The 21,662-nt window shown below is 39.4% G+C and carries 14 protein-coding genes; 7 read left to right on the top strand and 7 right to left on the bottom strand.

Annotated features, from left to right (window positions below; all coding sequences use genetic code 11):
• Positions 1-6: 6 nt before the first annotated feature.
• Positions 7-2,562 (bottom strand): FtsK/SpoIIIE family DNA translocase, encoded by a 2,556-nt coding sequence (locus IEX65_RS03500; protein WP_188764625.1) that lies wholly within the window; start codon positions 2,560-2,562, stop codon positions 7-9.
• A 288-nt stretch (positions 2,563-2,850) separates the two neighbouring features.
• Between IEX65_RS03500 and IEX65_RS03495 the strand changes: the two genes are divergently transcribed.
• From IEX65_RS03495 to IEX65_RS03470, 6 genes are all read left to right on the top strand, one after another.
• Positions 2,851-4,002: a parallel beta-helix domain-containing protein gene (locus IEX65_RS03495; RefSeq protein WP_188764624.1), complete on the top strand. Its 1,152-nt coding sequence runs from the start codon at positions 2,851-2,853 to the stop codon at positions 4,000-4,002.
• Positions 4,003-5,073, top strand: a complete 1,071-nt coding sequence (locus IEX65_RS03490) for an SO2930 family diheme c-type cytochrome (RefSeq protein ID WP_188764623.1) — start codon at positions 4,003-4,005, stop codon at positions 5,071-5,073. It begins immediately after the preceding gene.
• A 114-nt stretch (positions 5,074-5,187) separates the two neighbouring features.
• Positions 5,188-6,684, top strand: coding sequence for an NHL repeat-containing protein (locus IEX65_RS03485; protein ID WP_188764622.1), 1,497 nt, complete (start codon positions 5,188-5,190; stop codon positions 6,682-6,684).
• Positions 6,685-6,736: 52 nt separating this feature from the next.
• Entirely contained in the window at positions 6,737-7,807 is a 1,071-nt protein-coding gene (locus IEX65_RS03480) for a sensor histidine kinase (RefSeq protein ID WP_188764621.1), read from the top strand.
• Positions 7,804-8,559, top strand: a complete 756-nt coding sequence (locus tag IEX65_RS03475) for a LytR/AlgR family response regulator transcription factor (protein WP_188764620.1) — start codon at positions 7,804-7,806, stop codon at positions 8,557-8,559. Before IEX65_RS03480 ends, IEX65_RS03475 begins: the two co-directional genes overlap by 4 nt.
• Before the next feature lie 13 nt (positions 8,560-8,572).
• Positions 8,573-9,172: a dioxygenase family protein gene (locus tag IEX65_RS03470; protein WP_188764619.1), complete on the top strand. Its 600-nt coding sequence runs from the start codon at positions 8,573-8,575 to the stop codon at positions 9,170-9,172.
• A 4-nt stretch (positions 9,173-9,176) separates the two neighbouring features.
• Here the strand turns inward: IEX65_RS03470 and IEX65_RS03465 are convergent, their stop codons facing one another.
• On the bottom strand, positions 9,177-9,455 hold the full coding sequence (locus tag IEX65_RS03465; protein WP_188764618.1) for an Rdx family protein: 279 nt from the start codon (positions 9,453-9,455) through the stop codon (positions 9,177-9,179).
• Positions 9,456-9,625: 170 nt separating this feature from the next.
• Between IEX65_RS03465 and IEX65_RS03460 the strand changes: the two genes are divergently transcribed.
• Positions 9,626-11,650 carry a glycoside hydrolase family 127 protein gene (locus IEX65_RS03460; RefSeq protein ID WP_188764617.1) on the top strand — a complete coding sequence of 675 codons (2,025 nt, stop codon included), beginning with the start codon at positions 9,626-9,628 and terminating at the stop codon, positions 11,648-11,650.
• 70 nt (positions 11,651-11,720) lie between these two features.
• On the opposite strand, the gene IEX65_RS03455 is transcribed toward IEX65_RS03460, so the two are convergent.
• The 5 genes from IEX65_RS03455 to IEX65_RS03435 form a co-directional block, all read right to left on the bottom strand.
• A complete protein-coding gene (locus IEX65_RS03455; protein ID WP_188764616.1) occupies positions 11,721-14,081 on the bottom strand; it encodes a glycosyl hydrolase family 28 protein in 2,361 nt (786 codons plus the stop codon).
• 18 nt (positions 14,082-14,099) lie between these two features.
• Entirely contained in the window at positions 14,100-15,098 is a 999-nt protein-coding gene (locus IEX65_RS03450) for a pectinesterase family protein (RefSeq protein WP_229250500.1), read from the bottom strand.
• A 123-nt stretch (positions 15,099-15,221) separates the two neighbouring features.
• Positions 15,222-16,298 carry a pectate lyase gene (gene pelA / locus IEX65_RS03445; RefSeq protein ID WP_188764614.1) on the bottom strand — a complete coding sequence of 359 codons (1,077 nt, stop codon included), beginning with the start codon at positions 16,296-16,298 and terminating at the stop codon, positions 15,222-15,224.
• Positions 16,299-16,426: 128 nt separating this feature from the next.
• On the bottom strand, positions 16,427-18,220 hold the full coding sequence (locus IEX65_RS03440; protein ID WP_188764613.1) for a RagB/SusD family nutrient uptake outer membrane protein: 1,794 nt from the start codon (positions 18,218-18,220) through the stop codon (positions 16,427-16,429).
• A 112-nt stretch (positions 18,221-18,332) separates the two neighbouring features.
• A complete protein-coding gene (locus IEX65_RS03435; RefSeq protein ID WP_188764612.1) occupies positions 18,333-21,533 on the bottom strand; it encodes a SusC/RagA family TonB-linked outer membrane protein in 3,201 nt (1,066 codons plus the stop codon).
• Positions 21,534-21,662 lie beyond the last annotated feature (129 nt).

Raw genomic sequence — 21,662 nt, 5'->3', positions numbered from 1 at the left:
TTGTTTTTAACGCAATTTTCTTAAAATTTCCTCTAAATGCTCCATGTCTTTTACCAGGACCTCACGAGCCTTACTACCTTCAAATGGTCCAACAATGCCTGCACCTTCGAGTTGGTCAATGATACGCCCCGCACGATTATAACCCAATTTCATTTTGCGTTGAATGAGCGATGTACTTCCTTGTTGGTGCGAAACCATCAAACGGGCGGCATCGTCAAACATTGGGTCAAGTTCGGAGGCATCAAATTCGGCAGTTTCTCCTTCTTCGTCACCGTAGAATTCTGGCAATAAATAAGCAGAATCATAGGCTCTTTGCGAACCGATAAATTCACAAATATCTTCGACTTCGGGCGTATCAACGAACGGACATTGTAAACGTACCATATCAGACCCCATCGAAAGCAACATATCTCCGTTTCCGACTAATTGCTCAGAGCCACCTGTGTCTAAAATCGTACGAGAGTCAATTTTTGAGGTAACTTTAAACGATAATCGAGCTGGGAAGTTGGCTTTGATTAGACCCGTAATTACGTTGACCGATGGGCGTTGCGTAGCCACAATCAAGTGAATACCGATGGCACGAGCTAACTGTGCCAAACGAGCAATTGGCTGTTCCACTTCTTTGCCTGCGGTCATCATCAAATCGGCCAACTCATCGATTACCAATACGATGTATGGTAAATAACGGTGTCCTTTTTCAGGATTTAATCTTCGCTGAATAAACTTGGCGTTGTATTCTTTCAAGTTTCTTACGCCTGCATCTTTCAGCAAATTATAGCGGTTGTCCATCTCGATACAAAGCGAGTTGAGTGTGTAAACAACCTTTTTTGTATCGGTAATGATTGCTTCTTCGGCATTTGGAAGCATCGCCAAGAAGTGTCGCTCGATTTTATTATAAAGCGTAAGCTCCACTTTTTTAGGGTCAACCAACACAAATTTGATTTGAGCAGGGTGTTTTTTGTAAAGTAACGAAGCCAAAATAACATTCAGACCAACCGACTTACCCTGACCCGTCGCCCCCGCCATGAGCAAGTGAGGCATTTTGGCTAAGTCGGTCACGAATATTTCGTTTGAAATCGTCTTTCCGAGAATAATCGGCAAATCGAAGTTCGATTTTTGGAATTTATCACTCGCAATTACCGATTTCATTGTCACCATTTCACGGTTTTTGTTTGGTACTTCAATACCAATCGTGCCTTTTCCTGGCATTGGAGCAATGATACGAATACCCAACGCCGCCAAATTTAAGGCAATATCATCTTCCAAATTCTTAATTTTCGAGATACGAATACCTGCTTCGGGTACGATTTCGTAGAGCGTAACGGTTGGCCCAATCGTAGCCTTGATGCTTGCAATTCCAATTTGGAAGTTTCGCATCGTTTCTACGATATTGTTTTTGTTAGCTTCAAGTTCTTCTTCGGTTACTTTCGTGCCAGTGTTGCCGTATTCGCTCAAAAGCGTGATTGGTGGATACTGATAATTGCCCAAATCGAGTGTTGGGTCGAATAACCCGAAGTCTTTTAAAACTTTTTCGTTTACATCATCCGTGTCTAAATCATCTTCAAAAATGTCCTCTTCTTGATTTGTTTCAATGATAAGCGTCGGACTGCCTTTGAATGGCTCATTTGGCAATGAATTCTTTGGTTTTTCTTCAACCTCCAACGAAAGGGTTTTTTCTTCAAAAGGTTTGGGAACTTCGATATCTTCTTTACTGATTTTCAAGAAATCAATTTTGGCTTCTTCTTTCGGTACAACTGGTGGTGGCGTTGGTGTATGTCTGAAAGAATTATCTTTGGTATTTTCTTCTTCTTCAAAAATCTCATCTTCATCGGTTTCTACCTGTACGGCCTTGCGGATGCGTTCGGTGGCTACATCTTCACGAGGGTCACGTTTGAAATATTTAGCAAAAAACCAGTCGTCGATTTCGGTATAACCATGAAAGAAAATCAACCAACCTGCCACAATCAATAGTATAACTAAAATTCCGCCCCAACCAATGGCTTGTTGGAAGAACTGATTGACAGCGTAGCCAAGGCCACCGCAGATGGTTCCGCCCGATAAATCAAAAACTGATACAAAATAGCCTAAGAAAATACTTGTCCAGATGATATAAAAAATGCTCGAAATCGTGAAACGATTAAAACTATAAGGCAATAAATCTTTTTTGAGTACCAACCGATAACCTGCCCAAACCACCACAGGAACCCAGCCAAAGGCTGCTAAACCAAACCATTGAAAAATAAAGAAATGCGAAAGATACGCACCCATTAAGCCCATGATATTGCTTGCTTTTCGGTCAGTTTGAGCCAATGAATTCTTGAAAGTTTTCTGAACAATATCTTGGTCGGCGTCGCCAGTAAAAAGATAAGAAACAAATGAAAGCAGTAAAATAACCGATAAAATCAGTAAAAAAATGCCGAAAGCGAGCTTGTAGCTCTCTTTGCTGACATTAAACTCAAGCGGAATCTGAGAACCACCACTTTTGCCACTCGAAGACCCTCGAGTAGGGTTAGTATTCTTGGGTGGTTGTTTTTTGCGAAAAGTATTATTATTATCGGGCATCGTTATGAGGTAGGAAAGCAATGTATTTTAGAGACAAATATAGTGAATTTGCATAAAATATAGTTAGAAAATGAAGAAGTTTGTGCGTTTTGATGATAAAAGAATGATGAATATGGGAGTTACTAAAGAAATGTTCAACTAAAAAGTTCTTAAATATAAAAGTAATAAAGTGGCCACAATAGACTCAAACAACAGTTTTCTGGCATATTGAATCAAACAATTTGACATTTATCAAATACTTATCTCAAGAAAATAGTGCTATTTTGAAACTCAAAACTCTTTAACAATATGAAAAAAACGCTTTCACTTTTTGGTTTTATCTTAGTTTCTACGGCAGTTTTTGCCCAAAAAGATATTCAGAAAAAGATACAAACGCAGTTCATCATGGCCGAAAATGGCTCTACTATTGTGCTTGATGAAGGCTCATTTACGTTTACGGCAAGCCTTTCGCTCGAAGGTAAAAAGAATATTACCATTAAAGGAAAAGGCAAAGACAAAACGATTTTGTCTTTCAAAGGACAAACCGATGGTGCAGAAGGAATCAGAGTTTCAAATGCTGAAAATATTACGATTGAAGACCTAACGGTGCAAGATAGCAAAGGCGATGCTGTGAAAACGATGAACGTAACGGGCATCACTTTCCGTAATGTAAAAACTGAATGGCTCGGCGAACCAAAAGCCACTAACGGTGCGTATGGGCTTTACCCAGTTCAGTGCGAAAAGGTACTCATTGAAGGTTGCGAAGCCATCGGGGCGTCGGATGCGGGTATTTATGTGGGGCAATCGAAAGATATAATCGTCAGAAAATCAAGGGCTTATCATAATGTGGCGGGAATTGAAATTGAAAACTCGCTGAATGCCGAAGTCTATGAAAACGAAGCTACCGAAAACACTGGCGGAATTTTAGTGTTTGATTTGCCCGATTTGATTCTGAAAAAAGGTGGTAATACGAGGGTTTATAAAAACAATGTACATCGCAATAATTTCCCAAATTTTGCCCCAAAAGGTAATATTGTTGCGAAAGTTCCCGACGGAACAGGCATGCTGATTTTGGCAGCAAACCATGTGGAAATATTTGATAATCAGATAATTAATAACAAATCGATGGGTGTGGGAGTGATAAGTTATTTCACTACCGAAAACCCAATCAAAGACAAAGAATATTACCCGTATTCGGAGGCGATTACGATTCGTGACAATAATTTTGAGCGTGAAAAAGTAAAAGCAACGCACAAGGGCAGATTCGGACAAATTTATCAATTCAAGTTGCGTTTTGGGAAAAATGTACCACATATTCTGTGGGATGGAATCGTAGATGATAAAAATCCAAACCCTGTGATTTGTATCAAAAACAACAAAAACGAATCGTTTGCCAACATGGATGTTGAGCATAATTTCAAGAATATTTCACGTGATACGAGTAAAGTTATTTGTAAGTAGATGAAAAAAGTATTTTTATTATTTATTTCCATAAGCATTTTTGCACTATCAGCTTTTTATCAAAAGTCTGATAGTGAGGCGAGTATGCCCAAAGAAAAACTATCTGATTATCAGTTTTTTGAGGGTAATGGTTCGGAACAAAAACCTGCAAAGGGCATATTGCCTTATTCCTTAAATACGCCTTTGTTTACTGATTATGCCGAAAAGCTACGTTTTGTAAAACTACCTGAAAATCAGACAGTTGCCTATAATGCTACCGAAGTGTTGGATTTTCCAGTTGGTACGACCATCATCAAAACCTTTTATTATCCGAATGATTTTCGCAAACCCGAACTGGGTAGAAAACTCATCGAAACCCGTTTGCTGATTCATGAAGCAGATGGCTGGAAAGCTTTGGATTATGTGTGGAATGACGAACAAACCGAAGCATTTTTGGAAGTGGCGGGCGATACAAAAGAGGTAAGCTATATTGATGCCAACGGCAAAAAGAAAAAGCATGAATACGGCATACCGAACATTAATCAATGTAAGGGGTGTCATAATCGGAACGAAAAAATGTCGCCAATTGGACCTTCTGCTCGACAATTAAATGGCGTTTTTCAGTCTTCATTGGGCGGTGAGCAGTCTTCAATAAAAAGTACAGATAATCAATTAGTTGCTTGGCAAAAAATGGGCGTTTTGACAAATCTGCCAGCCATCGAAACTGTACCGAAAGCTGCAATTTGGAACAAACCAGAAACTGGAAGCCTTGATGAGCGAGCCAGAATTTGGCTCGATATTAATTGTGCTCATTGCCACCGAAAAGGAGGCCCAGCCCAAACTTCGGGTTTGAATTTGAGTATCCACGAAACCGAACCTATTGCTTACGGAATCTTGAAAACTCCCGTAGCGGCGGGGCGTGGCTCGGGCAATAAAAAATATGATATTGTGCCAGGAAAACCTGACGAATCAATCATTGTTTACCGCATGGAATCGACCGACCCAGGAATCATGATGCCCGAAGTGGGTCGAAAAACTACTCATAAAGAAGGTGTAGAACTCATCAAAGAATGGATTAAGGCCATGAAGTAGGCTTGTTTAAAAATAGTCTTTTCATCGTTTCGACTCACTTTTTTCGCTTCTTGTCAAAATCAACTATTGTAGCTTTTTCATAATTATTAGGTTTGTACATCAAATTTAATTTTTATGAAAAAGCTATTTATTTTATTGACTATCAATTTATTACTGAATTTTCATTCCATTGCTCATCCTGGGACGGGCATCGTGAAAAACTCAAAAGGAGAAATATTTTACTCTGATTTAGCACGAGTGTGGAAGGTCTCACCCGATGGAAAAACCAAAACCATTGTTGTGCCAAATGTGCATACGCACGAGTTACACATAGATAAGTATGATAATCTTTATGGCGAACATTTATGGTACGAAGGCGAAGCAAGCGATAAATGGAAGCATTTTGTGTGGAAATATGATTCCAAAAGTAAGTTTACGAAAGAAATTCCTGACGCTGACGGTTTCTTGAGTAATTACAGTTTCAACCGAGATTCGGCTGGGAATATGTATTGGATAGAACGAGGGAAAACAGAAAGTCTATTCATGAAAAAAGCTAAAAATGGGGTAGTTGAGGTTGTGCAAACAATCAAAACTACTGATGTTCGATGGCAATTTTGCCGAAAAGATGGCACATTTTACTACATTGATGCCAATGATTTGTATCAGATAAAAGACAAAAAAGTAAGGCTTGTAGCTCAAAATTTAGATGACGTAGAAGGCAGCAGCCAATTACAGAAACCCAATCATAGTATTTTTGGTATTTGGGCTGATGATGCAGGTAATGTTTATGCTACAATTTATGAAAAACGAGAGGTTCGCAAGGTTTCGGCAGATGGAAAAGTAAGCATTATCTATAAAAGTTCGCCTCTGTGGCACCCAACTGGTGGGCTTTTTGATGAGAAAGGCAACCTTTGGGTATTAGAAAATAATGCTACTAACCAAGTACGAGTAAGTAGGATAGAAAAACAAGTTTTAGCAAAAAATACTTCTTCTGCATCTTACGGTAATCAAATGATTATCAATGTTTTACTGAGTATTATTATGGTAAGTTTAGTTACTGTTTTAATAAAGCTAATCAGTCTTCAACAAAGCTTAAAATCCATAGTTTTATCTTCACTTTTTATTATTGGTTTGTCTTTTTCATCGGTAGCTCAGCAGTCGGGTATCGCAGTGGGAACTGATGCCCCTGCTTTCGACCCGATTCATGTTTCGGGTGCGGATAAAAACACTAAAACTTGCCCTATGTGCAAATATGGTGCAAAAACCGAAGGCTTGATGATTTGGCTAAATGATGATTTAAACAATTACGAAAACCTGCTGACTTATCTCGAAGCCCAGTATCTGACAAAAGACGCCAAAAAATGGAAAATTTTTGTGATGTACATGAACCCCAAAAAGGAGAATATTGAGTCGTTAAAAGCAAAACTGACTGCTTTTTCTGATAAATTAAGGTTGAAAAATGTGGCTTTTACATTCATTTCATCGCCAACTGATGAAGAAACAGCGGGTGTTTATGCCATCAATCCTAAAGTGAGCAATACTATTTTTGCTTACAAAAAACGAGTAATTGTAAAGAAATTTATCAATTTCGACCCCAAAAAAGAGAATTATAGTAGCTTACTCAATTTTTAATCTACTTCCTAATCTCTATTTTTACATATAATTGACGCTTTTTTATTCCTAAATGAAACTCGATAAACTAAAATATTGGCTGATTCCAGCTTTTTGGATAGTCGTTACATGCTTAATGATTGGACAAGATTTGCTGGTTTACAGCTTAGATGAAAAACCCGTCAGTTGGCCTCATATTTTGATAATGAAAACCAAGTGGCTTCTGTATATTCCTATTAGTTTTATGGTGTTTTGGTTGGCAAAAAAGATACCTTTAGTGCAACCGAAATTATTCAGAAAACTGGTTCTACATTTTTGTATCTCGCTGGTAGTAAGTTCGATAGCTGTTTTTTTTAACTCTTTGATTGTTGCTCTGCTCGCAAAATATTTTCTCAATCAAAATATAGGAGCATTGTTTTTCTTGAAGAGGGTATTTTCTTTTTCTTTTTTTAATGAATTTATCAATTATTGGCTGTTGTTGGCGGTTTATAAAGGCATTAATTTTTATCAAGATTATCAACTATCTCAAACCGAAAAAGCAAGACTCGAAAAACAACTTTCGGATACTAAATTGAGTGCTTTGAAGATTCAGTTACAGCCACATTTTTTGTTTAATACGCACCATAATATCATTGGTTTGATGCAAAAAGGCGATACTGAAAAGGCCACAAAAATGCTCATCAAGCTAAGCGATTTACTTCGATTAAGTCTAAAAGAAAACAACGAAGATTTGGTAAAACTAAAAAATGAAATTCATCTTTTAGAGCTTTATTTAGATATTTTGAAAATACGTTTTGAAGATAGATTAGCTTGTAAAATATTGATAGACAATAGCTTACAAGAAGCATTTGTGCCACCAATGCTTTTGCAACCAATCGTAGAAAACGCCATCAAATACGGCGTAGAGCCATTTTCCAAACAAGGAGAAATTGAGATTTCTGCAAAAAATACCGAAACCCAACTCATGCTTTCGGTGAAAGATAACGGCATCGAAACTTTCTCAGATTTTAAGTTTGGAATTGGGTTAATGAATACCCAAGAACGTTTGAAAAATCTTTTTGGAGAAGAAACAAGTATCAATATTTTGAGCAACGCCCCCGAGAGAGGTGTGTGCGTAACGATAACCTTACCGCTACTGAAATGACCTATAAAGTTTTGATAGCCGACGATGAATTGATTGCGAGAGAAATCTTGCAAAACCAACTTAAACGCTACCCAGAAATTGAGTTGGTGGAAACTTGTAATGATGGAAAAACAGCCTTGAAAGCCATCGAAAAACACGAGCCAGACGTAGTTTTTTTGGATATTCAGATGCCCGAAATGAATGGTATTGATTTAGCTAAATCGTTGAATGTGAACAAGTTACCGTTGATTGTGTTCGTAACGGCATTTGATAATTATGCGATTCAGGCATTCGAGACAAACGCCATTGATTATCTGCTAAAACCCTTCGATGATGAGCGTTTCGACCGAATGTTTCAGAAAGTGCTGAAGCAATTAGAATTGACCAATAAACAAGAGTTTTCGGCGGTTTTTGAAAAATACGGACAGTTTTTTCAACAAATCGCACAGCCAACTTATGCCGAAATCGTGACCGTAAAAGATGGCGGTCGAATCCAATTAATAAAAATTACCGACTTGATTTATGTAGAAGCCGAAGGGAATTATATTTCTCTTCATACCGAAAAAACAAAGCATTTACTCTACGAAACGCTCACGCATTTTGAGACAAAACTAAACCCCAAAAACTTTGTCAGAATTCACCGTTCGACCATCGTAAACTTGCACTTTATTAAAGAAATTCAGTCGCATTTCAATGGTGATTATTCGGTGATTCTGAAAAATGAAAAAGTGCTTCGGATGAGCCGCAACTATAAAGAAAACCTAATAAGTTAATTATCAGACGATTATGAAAAAGCTGTTTTTAATTCTTTTTATTCCAGTTTATGTTTTTTCTCAAAAGAATGTAGGTGATGCTTGCGAAGACTGTGAACTAATTTATGCAGGAATGCCTAAAAAACTATCGTGGCAGGCTTCGATTTGCAGTGAAAATGAAGCGGGCGAAAAACTCGAAATAAGTGGCACGATTTACAAAAAAGATGGCAAAACACCAGCTTCTGGCGTGATTTTATACGTCTATCATACAGATGTCAAGGGGTATTATTCTCCTGCTCCTAATCAGAAATTAGCACGTAAGCACGGACATCTTCGTGCTTGGATAAAAACAGATGTCAATGGGCAATATAAATTCTATACGATTCGTCCAGCAGCTTATCCAAATCAAAAATTTCCAGCTCATATTCACCCCATTATCAAAGAACCCAATAAAAATGAATATTGGATTGATGATTTTCATTTTGAAGGAGACCTACTACTGACTGCCAGTGAAAAAGCTAATTTTCAAAATCGTGGAGGGTCTGGAATTATAAAAATCAGCAAAAACGAAAAAGGTATTTGGGTGGGTAAAAGAGATATAATCTTAGGAAAAAACATCCCAAAATATGATTAAAACCTCATTTCCTATCGCTATGCCCCAGTGATTTCTCAGGAGCAATCAAATCTCTCACCAGTTGTTTTAACTCTTTTATTTCGGGAAAATGTCCTTCACGCTTGCGGTCGAAAATTACTTCTTCGTTGAGCAAAACTTTGAAACTTCCCGCAATTTCGCTTGGGCGGAGGCCAACTTCGCCCAATTCGGCTTCAAAGGTTGTCAATAATTCTTGTGCCAACCATGCCGAGCGTAATAGCCAATGGCATTTCGGGCAGTATTCGAGCGTAATTTTTGGTTTCATATTCAATTTGATTTTGTAACCACGGAGGCACGGATTTCACGGAGAGTCACGGAAATTTTTCTCTGTGTAAATCTATGTAATCTGTGCCTCCGTGGTTAATCTAAATTATACTTTAGACAAAATAAGAAAAAATATTTCTTATTTTTAGCAAAAAAATCAACCCTATCAATATGAAACGTTTTCTCTCTCTTGTCTTTTGTCTCATATCTCTTGTCTCATTTTCACAAGTTCAAAAAGACTATCCTTATCGTGGAGTGCCGTTTACGCAGGTAAAATTGAGCGATAATTTTTGGTTGCCAAAACTCGAAATCAACCGAACCGTCACGATTCCGTGGTCATTTCAGAAATCTAAAGAAACGGGACGTATCAAAAACTTCGAGCAGGCGGTTGCTCACACAGGTAAACTTTGCACGACTTATCCTTTTGATGATTCGGATATTTACAAAATCATCGAAGGTGCAGCCTACTCGCTTCATGTAAAATATGACGCTAAACTTGATACTTACATTGACTCGCTCATCACGCTTATCGGCAAAGCCCAAGAACCTGATGGCTATCTTTATACAACTCGTACAATGGGCGACACAACTCATCCGTGGATTGGAAAAGTTCGCTACGAAAAAGAACATGAATTGAGCCACGAACTCTATAATATGGGGCATTTCTACGAAGCAGCAACTGCACACTATTTGGCTACTAAAAAACGAAATATGTTGGATATTGCCATCAAAAATGCTGACCATCTTCTAACAGTTTTTGGTCCAGGTAAAAAAGCTGTTGCTCCTGGGCATCAAGTAATTGAGATTGGTTTGGGAAAACTTTACCGAGTGACAGGTAATCAGAAATACCTTGATTTATCGAAGTTTTTTATTGATTGTCGAGGCCAGCGAAAGTACGAAAAGAAAACGGGTGATAAAGATGCAACTGTCTGGCAGACAGGAGCTTACTGGCAAGATAATATTCCTGTAACGCAGCAAACTGAGGCACTCGGACACTCGGTGCGTGCTGGCTATTTGTACGCAGGAATGGCCGATGTGGCTTCAATGACCAATAATTTGGAATATCTGACGGCTCTCAATAAAATTTGGGATAATGCTTTCTCGAAAAAAACTTATATCACAGGTGGACTCGGACAAGCAGGAAATTGGGAAGGTTTCGGCCCTGATTATGAACTATCGAATCATTCGGCATATTGCGAAACCTGTGCGGCAATTTCGAGCGTTTACTGGAATCACCGAATGTTTATGATGTACGGCGACTCGAAATATATTGACATCTTAGAGCGAACACTTTATAATGGACTCATCAGCGGTATCGGACTTGATGGAAAAACCTTTAATTATGAAAATCCGATGGAATATAATATGCAAAAAGGCAAATTGAGTGGCGAAAACAAACGTTCTCCGTGGTTTGGGTGTTCGTGTTGCCCGACTAATATTTGTCGTTTTATGCCTTCTATTCCAAGCTATGTATATGCTCAAAAAGATAATCAGGTATATGTAAATTTATTCATGTCGAACACAACTACATTAGAGGTTTTACCAAAAGAAAGCGTAACGATTTCGCAAAATACGGAATATCCGTGGCATGGTATGGTTGTTATTTCGGTTGACCCTGCTAATAAGAATGGCTTGAAGTTTCCGCTTCATGTTAGAATTCCAGGGTGGGCAAGAGATGAAGCTTTTCCAACTGATTTATATAGTTATAAGAATAAATCATCAGACAAACCTTCAATCAACGTAAATGGTCAGATTTTAGAATATTCTATCGAAAATGGCTACGCAATTATTGACAGAGCTTGGAAAAAAGGTGATAAAGTAATGATGAATTTGCCGATGAAAGTGAAGCAAGTGGTGGCCAATGAAAAAGTAAAAGATAATATTGGTAAAATTGCGATAGAGCGAGGCCCGATTGTTTATTGTGCCGAATTTGTCGATAATAATGGTTTAACCTCTAACTTGGTAGTGCCTGAAAATCAGAACTTTGCAACAGAATTTCAGTCAAATTTATTGAATGGTGTAATGACTCTCAGAGGTACAGCAAATGCCTTGAGTATCGAAAATAATGCATCGGTTTCGACCAAAACTCAACTTTTAGTTTTGATTCCGTATTACGCTCGCTCGAATCGTGGGCAGGGTGAAATGAGAATTTGGTTTCCGACCCGAATCAAGAATTTGGAGATTATGACTGAGTAAAACGAACTAAAAAACAAATGGCTGCCAAGAGAACAGCCATTGTTTTTTATAAAGAAAGTAGTAATTAATTTTATTTTTTACTCACAACCTTACTCTTCACGCCAACGCCTAATTCAATATCTTTCTTGGCTTTTTTCGTATCGGTGTTTAGCAATTTAACGCCATCAGATTTATCGCCCATTACCTTCAACAACACATCTTTATCAGCACCGTATTGGATGTTATTCAACACAACGTTTTTGCTGTTTTGCACTTGCATTACTGTTTTATCGTTGGTCAAAAGCGTAACGTTTTTCAAAGAAACATTCTCTGCTTCTACGCAAACCAAGCCTTTGTTCGACTCAATCATGGCGTTTTCGAGGTTGATGTTTTTGATAGACATTTCGGGTAAACCTCTTATCAAAATCGCTGTTTCTGCCCCTTTACACACAATGTTTTTGATATAAAAATCCTTGAATTGTGGAGTGCCTTCGTTCAATGGCTCGGCTTTGATGGTTGGTAATTCGTTTTCTTTACCATCGGCACGCACGGGGTCTTTGGCGGCATAATACATATCAAAAAGAATGGCTTCACCCGGTATTTCAGTCATGTTGATATTATTTACGTAAATATTATCAACAACCCCGCCACGACCACGAGCAGTTTTGAAGCGTAAACCTACATCCGAACCCATGAATGTACAATCTGAAATAAACATGTTTCGCACCCCGCCCGACATCTCTGAACCAATCACAAAACCACCGTGTGCATGATAAACGATGCAATCTTTGATAATAAAGTTTTCGGTTGGCACGCCACGTTTACGTCCTTGTTCGTCACGACCCGATTTTATCGTAATTCCATCATCGCCTGTATCGAAAGTACAGCCTTCGAGAATACCATTTCTGCACGATTCTAAATCAATAGCATCGCTGTTTTGAGCATACCAGTAATTTTTTACTGTTACGTTTTTTACCGAAATGTGTTCGCAGAGTAGGGGGTGCATAGTCCAAGCAGGTGAGTTTTGGAAAGTTATACCCTCAACAATGATATTTTTACAGTGTGTCAGACTCAACATATTCGGACGAAGGAAATCTTTGTACGAAGCCAATTCTTCGGGCGTTGGTTTTACACCGTTCAAAATTCTACCTGCATTCAGAATCATGTTTCCTTTCAATGATTTTTCTGATGGATACCAGTTATTTTGCTTTTCATCTGTCACACCACCTGATTTTAGCAAATTTGCCCATTGCCCAGCCGTTTGTTTTTCTCGTTTGATGGCACGCCATACATCGCCACCGCCATCAAGTACGCCTTCGCCCGTAATAGCAATATTCTCTAAATCAACGCCCCAAATAGGTGCTTGACAACGGTAAGAATCTTGCCCTTCCCAAGTAGTCAGCACGATTGGGTAATCATCATAATTTTTACTGAATTGAAGCAACGCTCCTTTTTCGAGGTGAAGATTTATATTGCTTTTCAACACAATCGGGCCCGTTACCCAAAGTCCTTTTGGTACGAAAACCGTTCCGCCACCTGCGGCATTACAAAGCTCAATGGCTTGATTGATAGCTTTGGTATTTACTGTCAAGCCATCGGCCTTTGCTCCGTAACGTGCAATATTGAATGTATCTTTTCTGAAAACTGGTCGATAAGTTATCGGTAATTCGTAGGCGTATTTATCATTAAATTCGGTCTTTTTCAAGAAACTCCTTAATGGGTTTCCCGTACTTACGAGGCCATCGGCTACCAAATTTGCCATTAATCTTGCTCCGTAGGCTGTAAAATGCGTATTATCTTCGATTCCTTTCGGGAATTTTGGATAAATGCCAGCCGCAACATTCATGAAAATCTTTTTCGAGCCTTCAACACCATGTTGCACAATCACTTTTTGGCTCGAAGCGTGCATATCAATCAACGCAATATTGTATTGTTTGGCAACTTCACGAACAACCACAGGATATTCGCCGTGCTGGTCAACAAATTTTCCTGACTCATCAAATTTTCTACGCATCACAGGCGTAAGAATCACAGGCGTAGCTCCTTTGGCTTGCGTTTCTTCGATGTAGCGAATCAGGTTTTTTCGGTAATCGGTCTGTGCCGCTGCGTAGCGAGTAGTGTCCGATTCTTTTTGGTCGTTATGACCGAATTGAATGAAAACGTAGTCGCCCTTATGCAGTTGGTCATGTACTTTTTTCCAAAGACCTTGATTTCTAAAACTCTTTGTGCTACGACCATTGACAGCATGGTTTTGAATCTCCACTGCATTCGTAAATAACTCCTGCAATACTTGTCCCCAGCCAGTTTCAGGTGCGTCATAAGGATTTTTATTGGCACAAGTTGAGTCACCAATTAAGAAAATACGAGGCTTTTCTTCGGTCGGACTAAAAGCCGAATTTGCCCAAAATGAGGCAATAAATAGCAATAAACGGTATAGGGTTTTATTTTTCATGCGAAAAAATCAGATATATTATTTATTTACAGGATTCCATTTTCCATCAAAAGTCCAATCAACTGTAATCGTTTTTGGTTCGATTTTGAGATTATTAGCATACCACGCAAAATCGTTTCCTTTGCGGTGGCAGTTGTAATAATAGACACGTTTTCCCCACTTGAGTTGGGTAGTTGATGATTGATAAATTTCGGCATCAGCCATGTTTTCGTCAAACTTGCAATCAATCAAATAAAATTGTGCTTCACGGTGAAAACGCCCCAGTTTATAGCCTTTATCGCCTTCAAAAGTGCAATTTTTTAGCACCGTTTTCGATGATTCGTAGTTAGAACCATCGTGCCAAATGGCAGCGTTCATGTTGTGGCAAACAAACTTACAGTTTTCGGCATACGCCCAACCTCTTGGACAGTAGAGGTCAACGTGGCCTTCCATCGTGCAATTCTTGAAATAATACAAGCCACCTTCAACATCCCATGGACTAACTGTATCGCCACCGCCTGCTCTAAATGTACAGTTGATAAAACTCAAGCAAGTTGCCCCGGGAAACGAACGAAAAGCAAACTGATGCCCATCTTTTCTGACGATTTTTTTGCCAGTTTTTTCACCTTCTTCTCTCGGTAAGGTGCTTTGACTATTGCCAGCTTCGTTAGTGCAAACGATGGTGGTATCTTTCTTAGCATTGAAACCGTAATCGTTGATTACTGAAAGCTTCTCGAAAGTCAAATCATGACCTTTTACGTTGATAGTTGCTGCACCGAAATCGTCTTTGTTTTCACAACGCCAAACATCACGTGGGAGCGTAGCGAGAATAATTACCCCATCTTCCGACTCACCTTGTAGCTTCAAAAATGACTTCGTAATCAACAATTTTTCACGATAAACGCCATTTTTTATGAAAATAATCCTTTGTTTAGTTGAATTTGTATCTAAACTATTGATAGCTTCTTGAATGGTTTTGTATTTCCCAGAACCATCGTGTGCGACTGTTATTTTTTGTGCGAAAAGAGTTTTACTCATCAATAAAATGACAAAAAATAGGCTTTTTTTGTAGCACAAGTTTCTAACTTGTGTCGAGATACTATATGTCATAAATTTTCTTTGTAAAAATATATCCTGTTATGCACAAGTCAGAAACTTGTGTTACTTTCCCCATTTTGCTACCCAGGCAGGATAGTCAGTCGAAAGGAATTTGGCTGGCCAAGTACCATAATAGGCATAACCAATGCGACGCTCGTTTTCGATTTCAGCTAAAGTTGGCTTGGCGATACTATCTCTACCCGTAAAGAAAGGTTTGTTGGTTTCGAGGTCGTAGAACCTCGCCCAGAGCGTAGAATTAGGGTCAGCCACAACAACTCTATCTTTGCCCGATGGCTGATTCGGGTCGGCAATGTCTTGTACTTTTATCCCCACAATTTTTACTGATTCCATCCAAGCAGCGGCGGCGTTTACAGCTTTCTTAATTTCGGCCGATGGATTATTGATACTCATTAGAAAATTGCATATTCCTACGCTTTCATTACCACTGATTGAGGGCAGCTCAAACGCACGAGCCTTGGCGGGTTTGAGCGTTACACGGTCGTGTTGGGCACACCATGCGGTGAGTTTGCCATTCTGAACGAACTGTGTTTTTAGAATACAGGTAATACCCTTTTCAACCGCCAGTTTGGCTTGTGGAATGAGCGTTTTATCAATCGTTTCAAAATCATTTGTGCCTTCCGAAGCGTATTTCATTACCCACATGACATCAATCATGGCGTTGTCGTTGTAAGTAATGTGTTTACGGTAACTGCTTGTGTCAGGGAAAAATTGTCCCCAGCCTCCAGCAGGATTTTGTGCCGTAAGCAAATACTTTACGCCATTTTCGGCTGCTTTTAAGTATTCGGGGTTGTTAGTTTTCTTATAAGTTGAAAACAGTGTTTTAATTTCGTTAGTAGTAGCTTTATCATCGATGCAGGCATCGAGTTTGTTTTTTTCTGATTTTAGTGTGGCTTTGAGTGTTTCAGATAATGTTTTTGAATAATCAATGGCATTGCCACCTGGTTGAGGCCAGCCACCGTTGCTGCGTTGGTAAAGCAGCATGCGTTCGGCTACCGAATCTTTAGTAATTACTACGGCAGGTGTATTTGTTGGCGTAGCGGTTGGAAGTACTTTTTTTGCTTGACAACCAAATGCCAAACTTGCCAAAAATGAGGTTAGAATGAAGAGTTTTAAAGGCATTGGAGTTCGTTTTAGTATTTTCAGATTAACCCGAATGAATTAGGTGTTCCTCCTGAGGGTGATTGTGTAAAAAAGAATGTAGAATAAGTTTTTAATCCTAATTCTACATTCTTAATTCTACATTAAAATCAATACCCCGGATTTTGCTTCAATTTTCCTTGATAAGCATCAACTGTTGCTTGGTCGTAAGGGAAAAGCTCACTCTTACCTGTGGTGAAGAAACGAGCAATAGCTTGGTCAAGTGGCAGGGCATCAATTAAGTTTCCTGTTAGGTGTTGAGCCCAATCGAGTCTTGTCCAGCCAGTTGGAGCAGTGGTTGTTGTATTTGCTTTATAGAATGAATTCAAGAATTGAAGTTCTTCTCCATTGTTTCTCCAGAAAAGATACTGCGGTACGTTGGCATAAGCTCCTCTTCTTGCTTTCATATCAGCAATTTTAGTACGAGTTTCGGCAATTTTCGTAGCTAATAGGTTCCAACGAATCAAGTCAAACTTACGGATACCCTCGCCACCAAATTCTAAATAACGCTCATCAACGATTGCATTAAAGAAAGCATCTTTGGTAGTTGGTGTTTTACCGATAGCAGGGCTGTTTTTATTGGTAAATGCTCTTTTACGAACCTCCTCAAAAGCCGCAATAGCAGCCGCTGTTGGGTTTCCATTGATTTCATTTTCTGCCTCGGCAAACATCAGTAATACATCAGAGAAACGAATCATTGGCCAGTTATAACCTACGTTTAGAGCAGTTCCTGGCAACAAAGGCACACGCCAGTCTTTTCTGAATTTACCATCGGTCAATTCGCCCAATCTTCTTGGCGATTTTATATTGGTAGCAGCAATGGCATAAAAAGTGGTTGACACGTCACGACGGGTATCGGTTGAATCGAAAGCGTAGAAATAGTTTGGTAGCACTAATAAACCACCACCACCAGTTCCGAAACGAGAAGCGGCATTTACCGATGGGCCATTGTAGTTACCCATACGGCTATCAGAGTTTGAGTTTGAGCCACCTGCACCAACTTCAAAGATAATCTCTCCTTGTGGGTCATAAACAAACGAAGTGAGTTTTCTCCAAATATCTTCATAACTTGGGTTGAGTGTGTGTTCGCCTCTTTTAGCCATCAAATCGGCACATTCGTCACGAGCAATTTTGTAGTAGTTCAAATAATCGGCGTTACGCTCCATTTTGCCATTACTTCTGAGTGAATATCCACCTCTGAACATCGCCAATTTTGCACGCAAAGCTTTCGCTGCTCCCTTAGTGATACGCTCGTTTCTTACGCCTGCTTCAGTTCTCCACGGCACGAGGTCGGTAGCTGTTTTAAGGTCTTCAATAAGTTTTGCATAAGTTTCGTCACGGTTGGCTTGTGGTAGAAACAAATCAGTTTGTTTATAGGCTGGCGTAAACGGAGCTGGTACATCACCCCAGTTTCTTATTAACTCGAACAAAAATTGAGCTCTAAGCGTCAAGGCTTCACCATGCAAGCGACGAAGTTCTTTTTTCTCTGCATCAGTTCCGTTATTATAAAGTGCCATTTGCGGAATTTGCTCGATACAAAGATTAGCTTTTTCGACACCTCGATAAAGCTGTAAGAATGGATTACGGATTTCGGTATTTGTCAAAAGTAATTGATAACGACCTATTCCACGACGACCGTTGTCGATGTTTCCCGAAACAATCATTTCGTCAGAATCGTACGGGTAATACATATTGATACGGATTCCGTAGCCGTTGTCGCCCATGAGTTCATCATAGACACCAATAACTGAGTTTGTAGCATTGGCTACATTCGAGAACGCATCAGAAATACTCACCTGAGATTTTGGTTGTACCTCTAAAAAATCCTTACAACCGCTGATTACCACGCCCGTCAGCGACAGTGATAAACCAAGAATTGTTATTTTTTTGAATATATTTTTCATTGTAAATGAGTTTAATAGTTATTATTTGACCCCTCCCTAACCCTCCCCGATGGAGAAGGAATAACAAAAGTTTTACTTTTCTCCCTCCCCATCGGGGAGGGGTGGGGTTAGATTAGAACGTTAGATTGATACCTGCTACCCAAGTTTTTGCACGAGGATAACCCGCAAAATCAACACCTTGTGTGAGTGGGTCAGAGCGACGAGTATTTACCTCTGGGTCATAGCCAGAATACTTCGTAAATGTCGCCAAGTTATTGACCGTACCATAGATTCTAAATCTTGACAGGCTCAATTTTTTGAGAACGTTTTTAGGTAATGAATAACCTAATGTAATGTTATTGAGACGTAAGAACGAGCCATCTTCAACTGCCCACGAGTGTAACCAGTAACGTTGTACACGCACAGGTGTCCAGATATTAGCGTTAGCATTAATTGCTGCTAATTCGGTTGGGTCAGTTACAACTACACCTTTATCATTAATGTTTGTCCAACGGTTTTCCATAAATTTAAGCATATTCAAACTTGGGAAAGCACCGTCAGTCATTTCGATTTTATTAGCATTATAAATGTCGTTACCAACAACCCAGTTTACAAAAACACTCAAATCGAAGTCTTTATAAGCAACTTGGTTGTTCAAACCACCCATAAATTTCGGATTTGCATTACCGATTACTGTGCGGTCTTTATCGGCCGTTACGAGACCATCGCCATCTAAATCTTTCCATTTTAACATACCTGGTTGTGGTGTTCCGTAAACAGAGTTAACTGCAATCCCTGGTTTCAAAGTGTAGAATCCAGTCGGTGTAGTAGAGTTTGGATTATAAGTAAAGTCTTCGATTTTATAATAACCATCAGTTACGAAACCGTACATCAAACCTACTGGCTGACCAACTTTCACTAAGTAGTCGTCAGTACCATCAGAGCCTTGCCAGCCTGAGTTACGAGTTAGTTGGTCAACAGTTCCGAGACTGGTTACAGTATTTTTATTATTCGAGATATTGAAGTTAGCATTCCAAGTCAAGTCTTTTTTCTTGATGATATAAGCATTCAATTGCAATTCTACCCCTTTGTTGGTAGTTGAACCCAAATTACGGATTTGAGAAGAATATCCCGAAGTAGGAGGGATAGCCACCGCCAAAAGTAAGTCTTGGCCTTTGTTTTTATAAGCGTCGAGTGTTAATTGGAAGCGATTATTCAAGAAAGATAAATCTAAACCAATGTTTTGTGAAATATTCGACTCCCATTTCAAATCAGGATTAGCCAATGCCACTGGAGCATAACCTGGCAATACGTTGTGGTTGAGGGCATATTCACCCGTTACACCGTAGAGTTGTTGGTAAAGCAAATCGCCGATACGGTTATTTCCCGCCACACCATAACCTACTCTCAACTTACCATCAGTAATAAATTTATTTCCTTTCAAGAAGTTTTCTTCAGAGAAACGCCAAGCCAAAGTTCCAGAAGGGAAAACCAACGCACCATTTTGATAATTGAATTTTGACGAACGGTCAGAACGTAACGAAACCGTAGCCAGATATTTATCATCATACCCATAAGTCACACGACCAAACAATGAGAGCAAACGGTTTGGTGGAGTCTCGTTGGATGCTGGGCGAGCTTGTGTAGCACCTGATGGCGGTGAACCAAGACCCATGTTTGCCAATGCTTGGTCTGCCGAAATATCAGCAGGGAAATAACGAGTTTCGATGGTAGTACTTTTAGAAACGTATTGGTAAACTTCTTGGCCTACTAATGCACTAAAATCATGTACTTTATTGAATTTCTTCGTGAATTGAAGCGTATTTGAGTTATTGATGGTTACGGCATTTTGTTGGAAAATCGAAGCTACTGGAAGCGAAGCAAAGTTGCGGGCGGTTCCTGTAATTTTACTGAAAAACTGATTCGTTTTTGAATCATTGTTGTCTATACCAACTGTCGATTTGAATACTAAGTTTTTCAAAATATTATAGCTAAAATATCCACTCAAGTTGATAGCCTTTGTGTATGCCTTGCGGTATTCGGCTTGGGTCATTAAGATTGGATTCACTAAGTTACCTGACGAAATATAAAGGTTCTCGTCGAAATCATCTACTTCTGGATTTACTCCAATCAACAACGGACGATACTGCACTGAGTGACGTAAACGGTTGGTTGATTTTGTTCCGCTGCCCGAAGTTCCAGCACCGCTAATCACTTGGTCAGTGTAGCGAACGTTAAATCCAACTTTGAGTTTGTCAGTTGCTTTATGGTCCATTTTGAAAGTCGCCAAATAACGATCGAAACCCGATTCAAGCAATACCCCTTGCTCTTTGTTAGCAGTCAAACTCAAGTTATAGCTTGTGTTGGCATTTCCTCCGTTTACAATCAAATTGTGGTTTTGATATTTAGCTTGGCGACCAAAAACTTCTTCTTGCCAGTCGATTGGTGTTACGGTTTTGTATTGATTGATGTTTTCCCAAGCACCGTACTGATTTGCAAAACTCGTTTCGGCAGCAGCATCGCCACGGCTTCTTTCGTATTGCCAACGTACGAAGTCATAAGGACTCATTACATCTAATTTTTTGAAAATTTCACGCACACCCGCCGAGCCATTGTAGCTTACGGTAGTTTTGCCACCTTTACCAGATTTTGTTGTGATAATAACCACACCATTTGCACCTCTTGCACCGTAAATGGCTGTTGAAGAAGCATCTTTGAGTACGTCGATTGTTTCAATATCTTGCGGAGAAATAAACGAAAGAGCATTTTCTACCTGAATACCATCAACTACATAAATCGGAGAGTTGTCTTGTGTAATTGAGCCACCACCACGCACACGAATCTGAATATCAGCCCCTGGGGCACCTTCTGAAGTAGTTACACGCACACCCGCCAAGCGGCCAGTGAGTGCCTCGGCTGCATTGGTAATCGGAATATCTTTGAGTTGTTTTGAACCAACCGAAGATACCGAACTTGTGAGGTCACGACGGCTAACACCATCACCGTAGCCAATAGCTACAACCTCTACTTCGTTAAGGGTTTGCGTATCTTCATCTAATTGGATTTCGAGGTTGGTTTGGTTACCAATCGAAACTTCTTTGATTGTGTAACCTATCAAACTAACAATCAAAGTTCCATTCTTTTTGTCGGCAGACAACGAGAATTCTCCCTTTGCATTCGTAGTAGTACCTGTTTTAGTACCTTTGAGCATAACTGATACACTCGGCAAACCTTCACCCGTTTTGGAGTCTGTCACCTTACCCGAAATCTTTTGGGCTTGTGCCATCACTACCTGTACGGTCGTCAAGAGCAGTAGAATAAATAATTTTTTCATTGTAAAGTTAACAAAAGGTTTTTTAGGTGATTTTTAAAAAATAGAGAAACAGAAAGCTAAACTATTGGTTTTTTGACAGGTTTTGGTTGAATTTTAGGGCCAAAACCTGCCAAAATCAATAGCAAGTTA

Origin of the sequence: Emticicia aquatilis (genome assembly GCF_014644295.1) — a bacterium.
Lineage (GTDB): Bacteria > Bacteroidota > Bacteroidia > Cytophagales > Spirosomataceae > Emticicia > Emticicia aquatilis.
This window is presented reverse-complemented; position numbering and strand designations above follow the sequence as displayed.

What these genes read in the sequence shown, in the direction of transcription:
- IEX65_RS03495 (WP_188764624.1), top strand. Translation starts at nt 2,851, where the DNA reads ATGAAAAAAACGCTTTCACTTTTTGGTTTTATCTTAGTTTCTACGGCA.
- IEX65_RS03490 (WP_188764623.1), top strand. Translation starts at nt 4,003, where the DNA reads ATGAAAAAAGTATTTTTATTATTTATTTCCATAAGCATTTTTGCACTA.
- IEX65_RS03475 (WP_188764620.1), top strand. Translation starts at nt 7,804, where the DNA reads ATGACCTATAAAGTTTTGATAGCCGACGATGAATTGATTGCGAGAGAA.
- IEX65_RS03470 (WP_188764619.1), top strand. Translation starts at nt 8,573, where the DNA reads ATGAAAAAGCTGTTTTTAATTCTTTTTATTCCAGTTTATGTTTTTTCT.
- IEX65_RS03500 (WP_188764625.1), bottom strand. Translation starts at nt 2,562, where the DNA reads ATGCCCGATAATAATAATACTTTTCGCAAAAAACAACCACCCAAGAAT.
- pelA (WP_188764614.1), bottom strand. Translation starts at nt 16,298, where the DNA reads ATGCCTTTAAAACTCTTCATTCTAACCTCATTTTTGGCAAGTTTGGCA.
- IEX65_RS03450 (WP_229250500.1), bottom strand. Translation starts at nt 15,098, where the DNA reads ATGAGTAAAACTCTTTTCGCACAAAAAATAACAGTCGCACACGATGGT.
- IEX65_RS03455 (WP_188764616.1), bottom strand. Translation starts at nt 14,081, where the DNA reads ATGAAAAATAAAACCCTATACCGTTTATTGCTATTTATTGCCTCATTT.
- IEX65_RS03480 (WP_188764621.1), top strand. Translation starts at nt 6,737, where the DNA reads ATGAAACTCGATAAACTAAAATATTGGCTGATTCCAGCTTTTTGGATA.
- IEX65_RS03460 (WP_188764617.1), top strand. Translation starts at nt 9,626, where the DNA reads ATGAAACGTTTTCTCTCTCTTGTCTTTTGTCTCATATCTCTTGTCTCA.
- IEX65_RS03435 (WP_188764612.1), bottom strand. Translation starts at nt 21,533, where the DNA reads ATGAAAAAATTATTTATTCTACTGCTCTTGACGACCGTACAGGTAGTG.
- IEX65_RS03465 (WP_188764618.1), bottom strand. Translation starts at nt 9,455, where the DNA reads ATGAAACCAAAAATTACGCTCGAATACTGCCCGAAATGCCATTGGCTA.
- IEX65_RS03485 (WP_188764622.1), top strand. Translation starts at nt 5,188, where the DNA reads ATGAAAAAGCTATTTATTTTATTGACTATCAATTTATTACTGAATTTT.
- IEX65_RS03440 (WP_188764613.1), bottom strand. Translation starts at nt 18,220, where the DNA reads ATGAAAAATATATTCAAAAAAATAACAATTCTTGGTTTATCACTGTCG.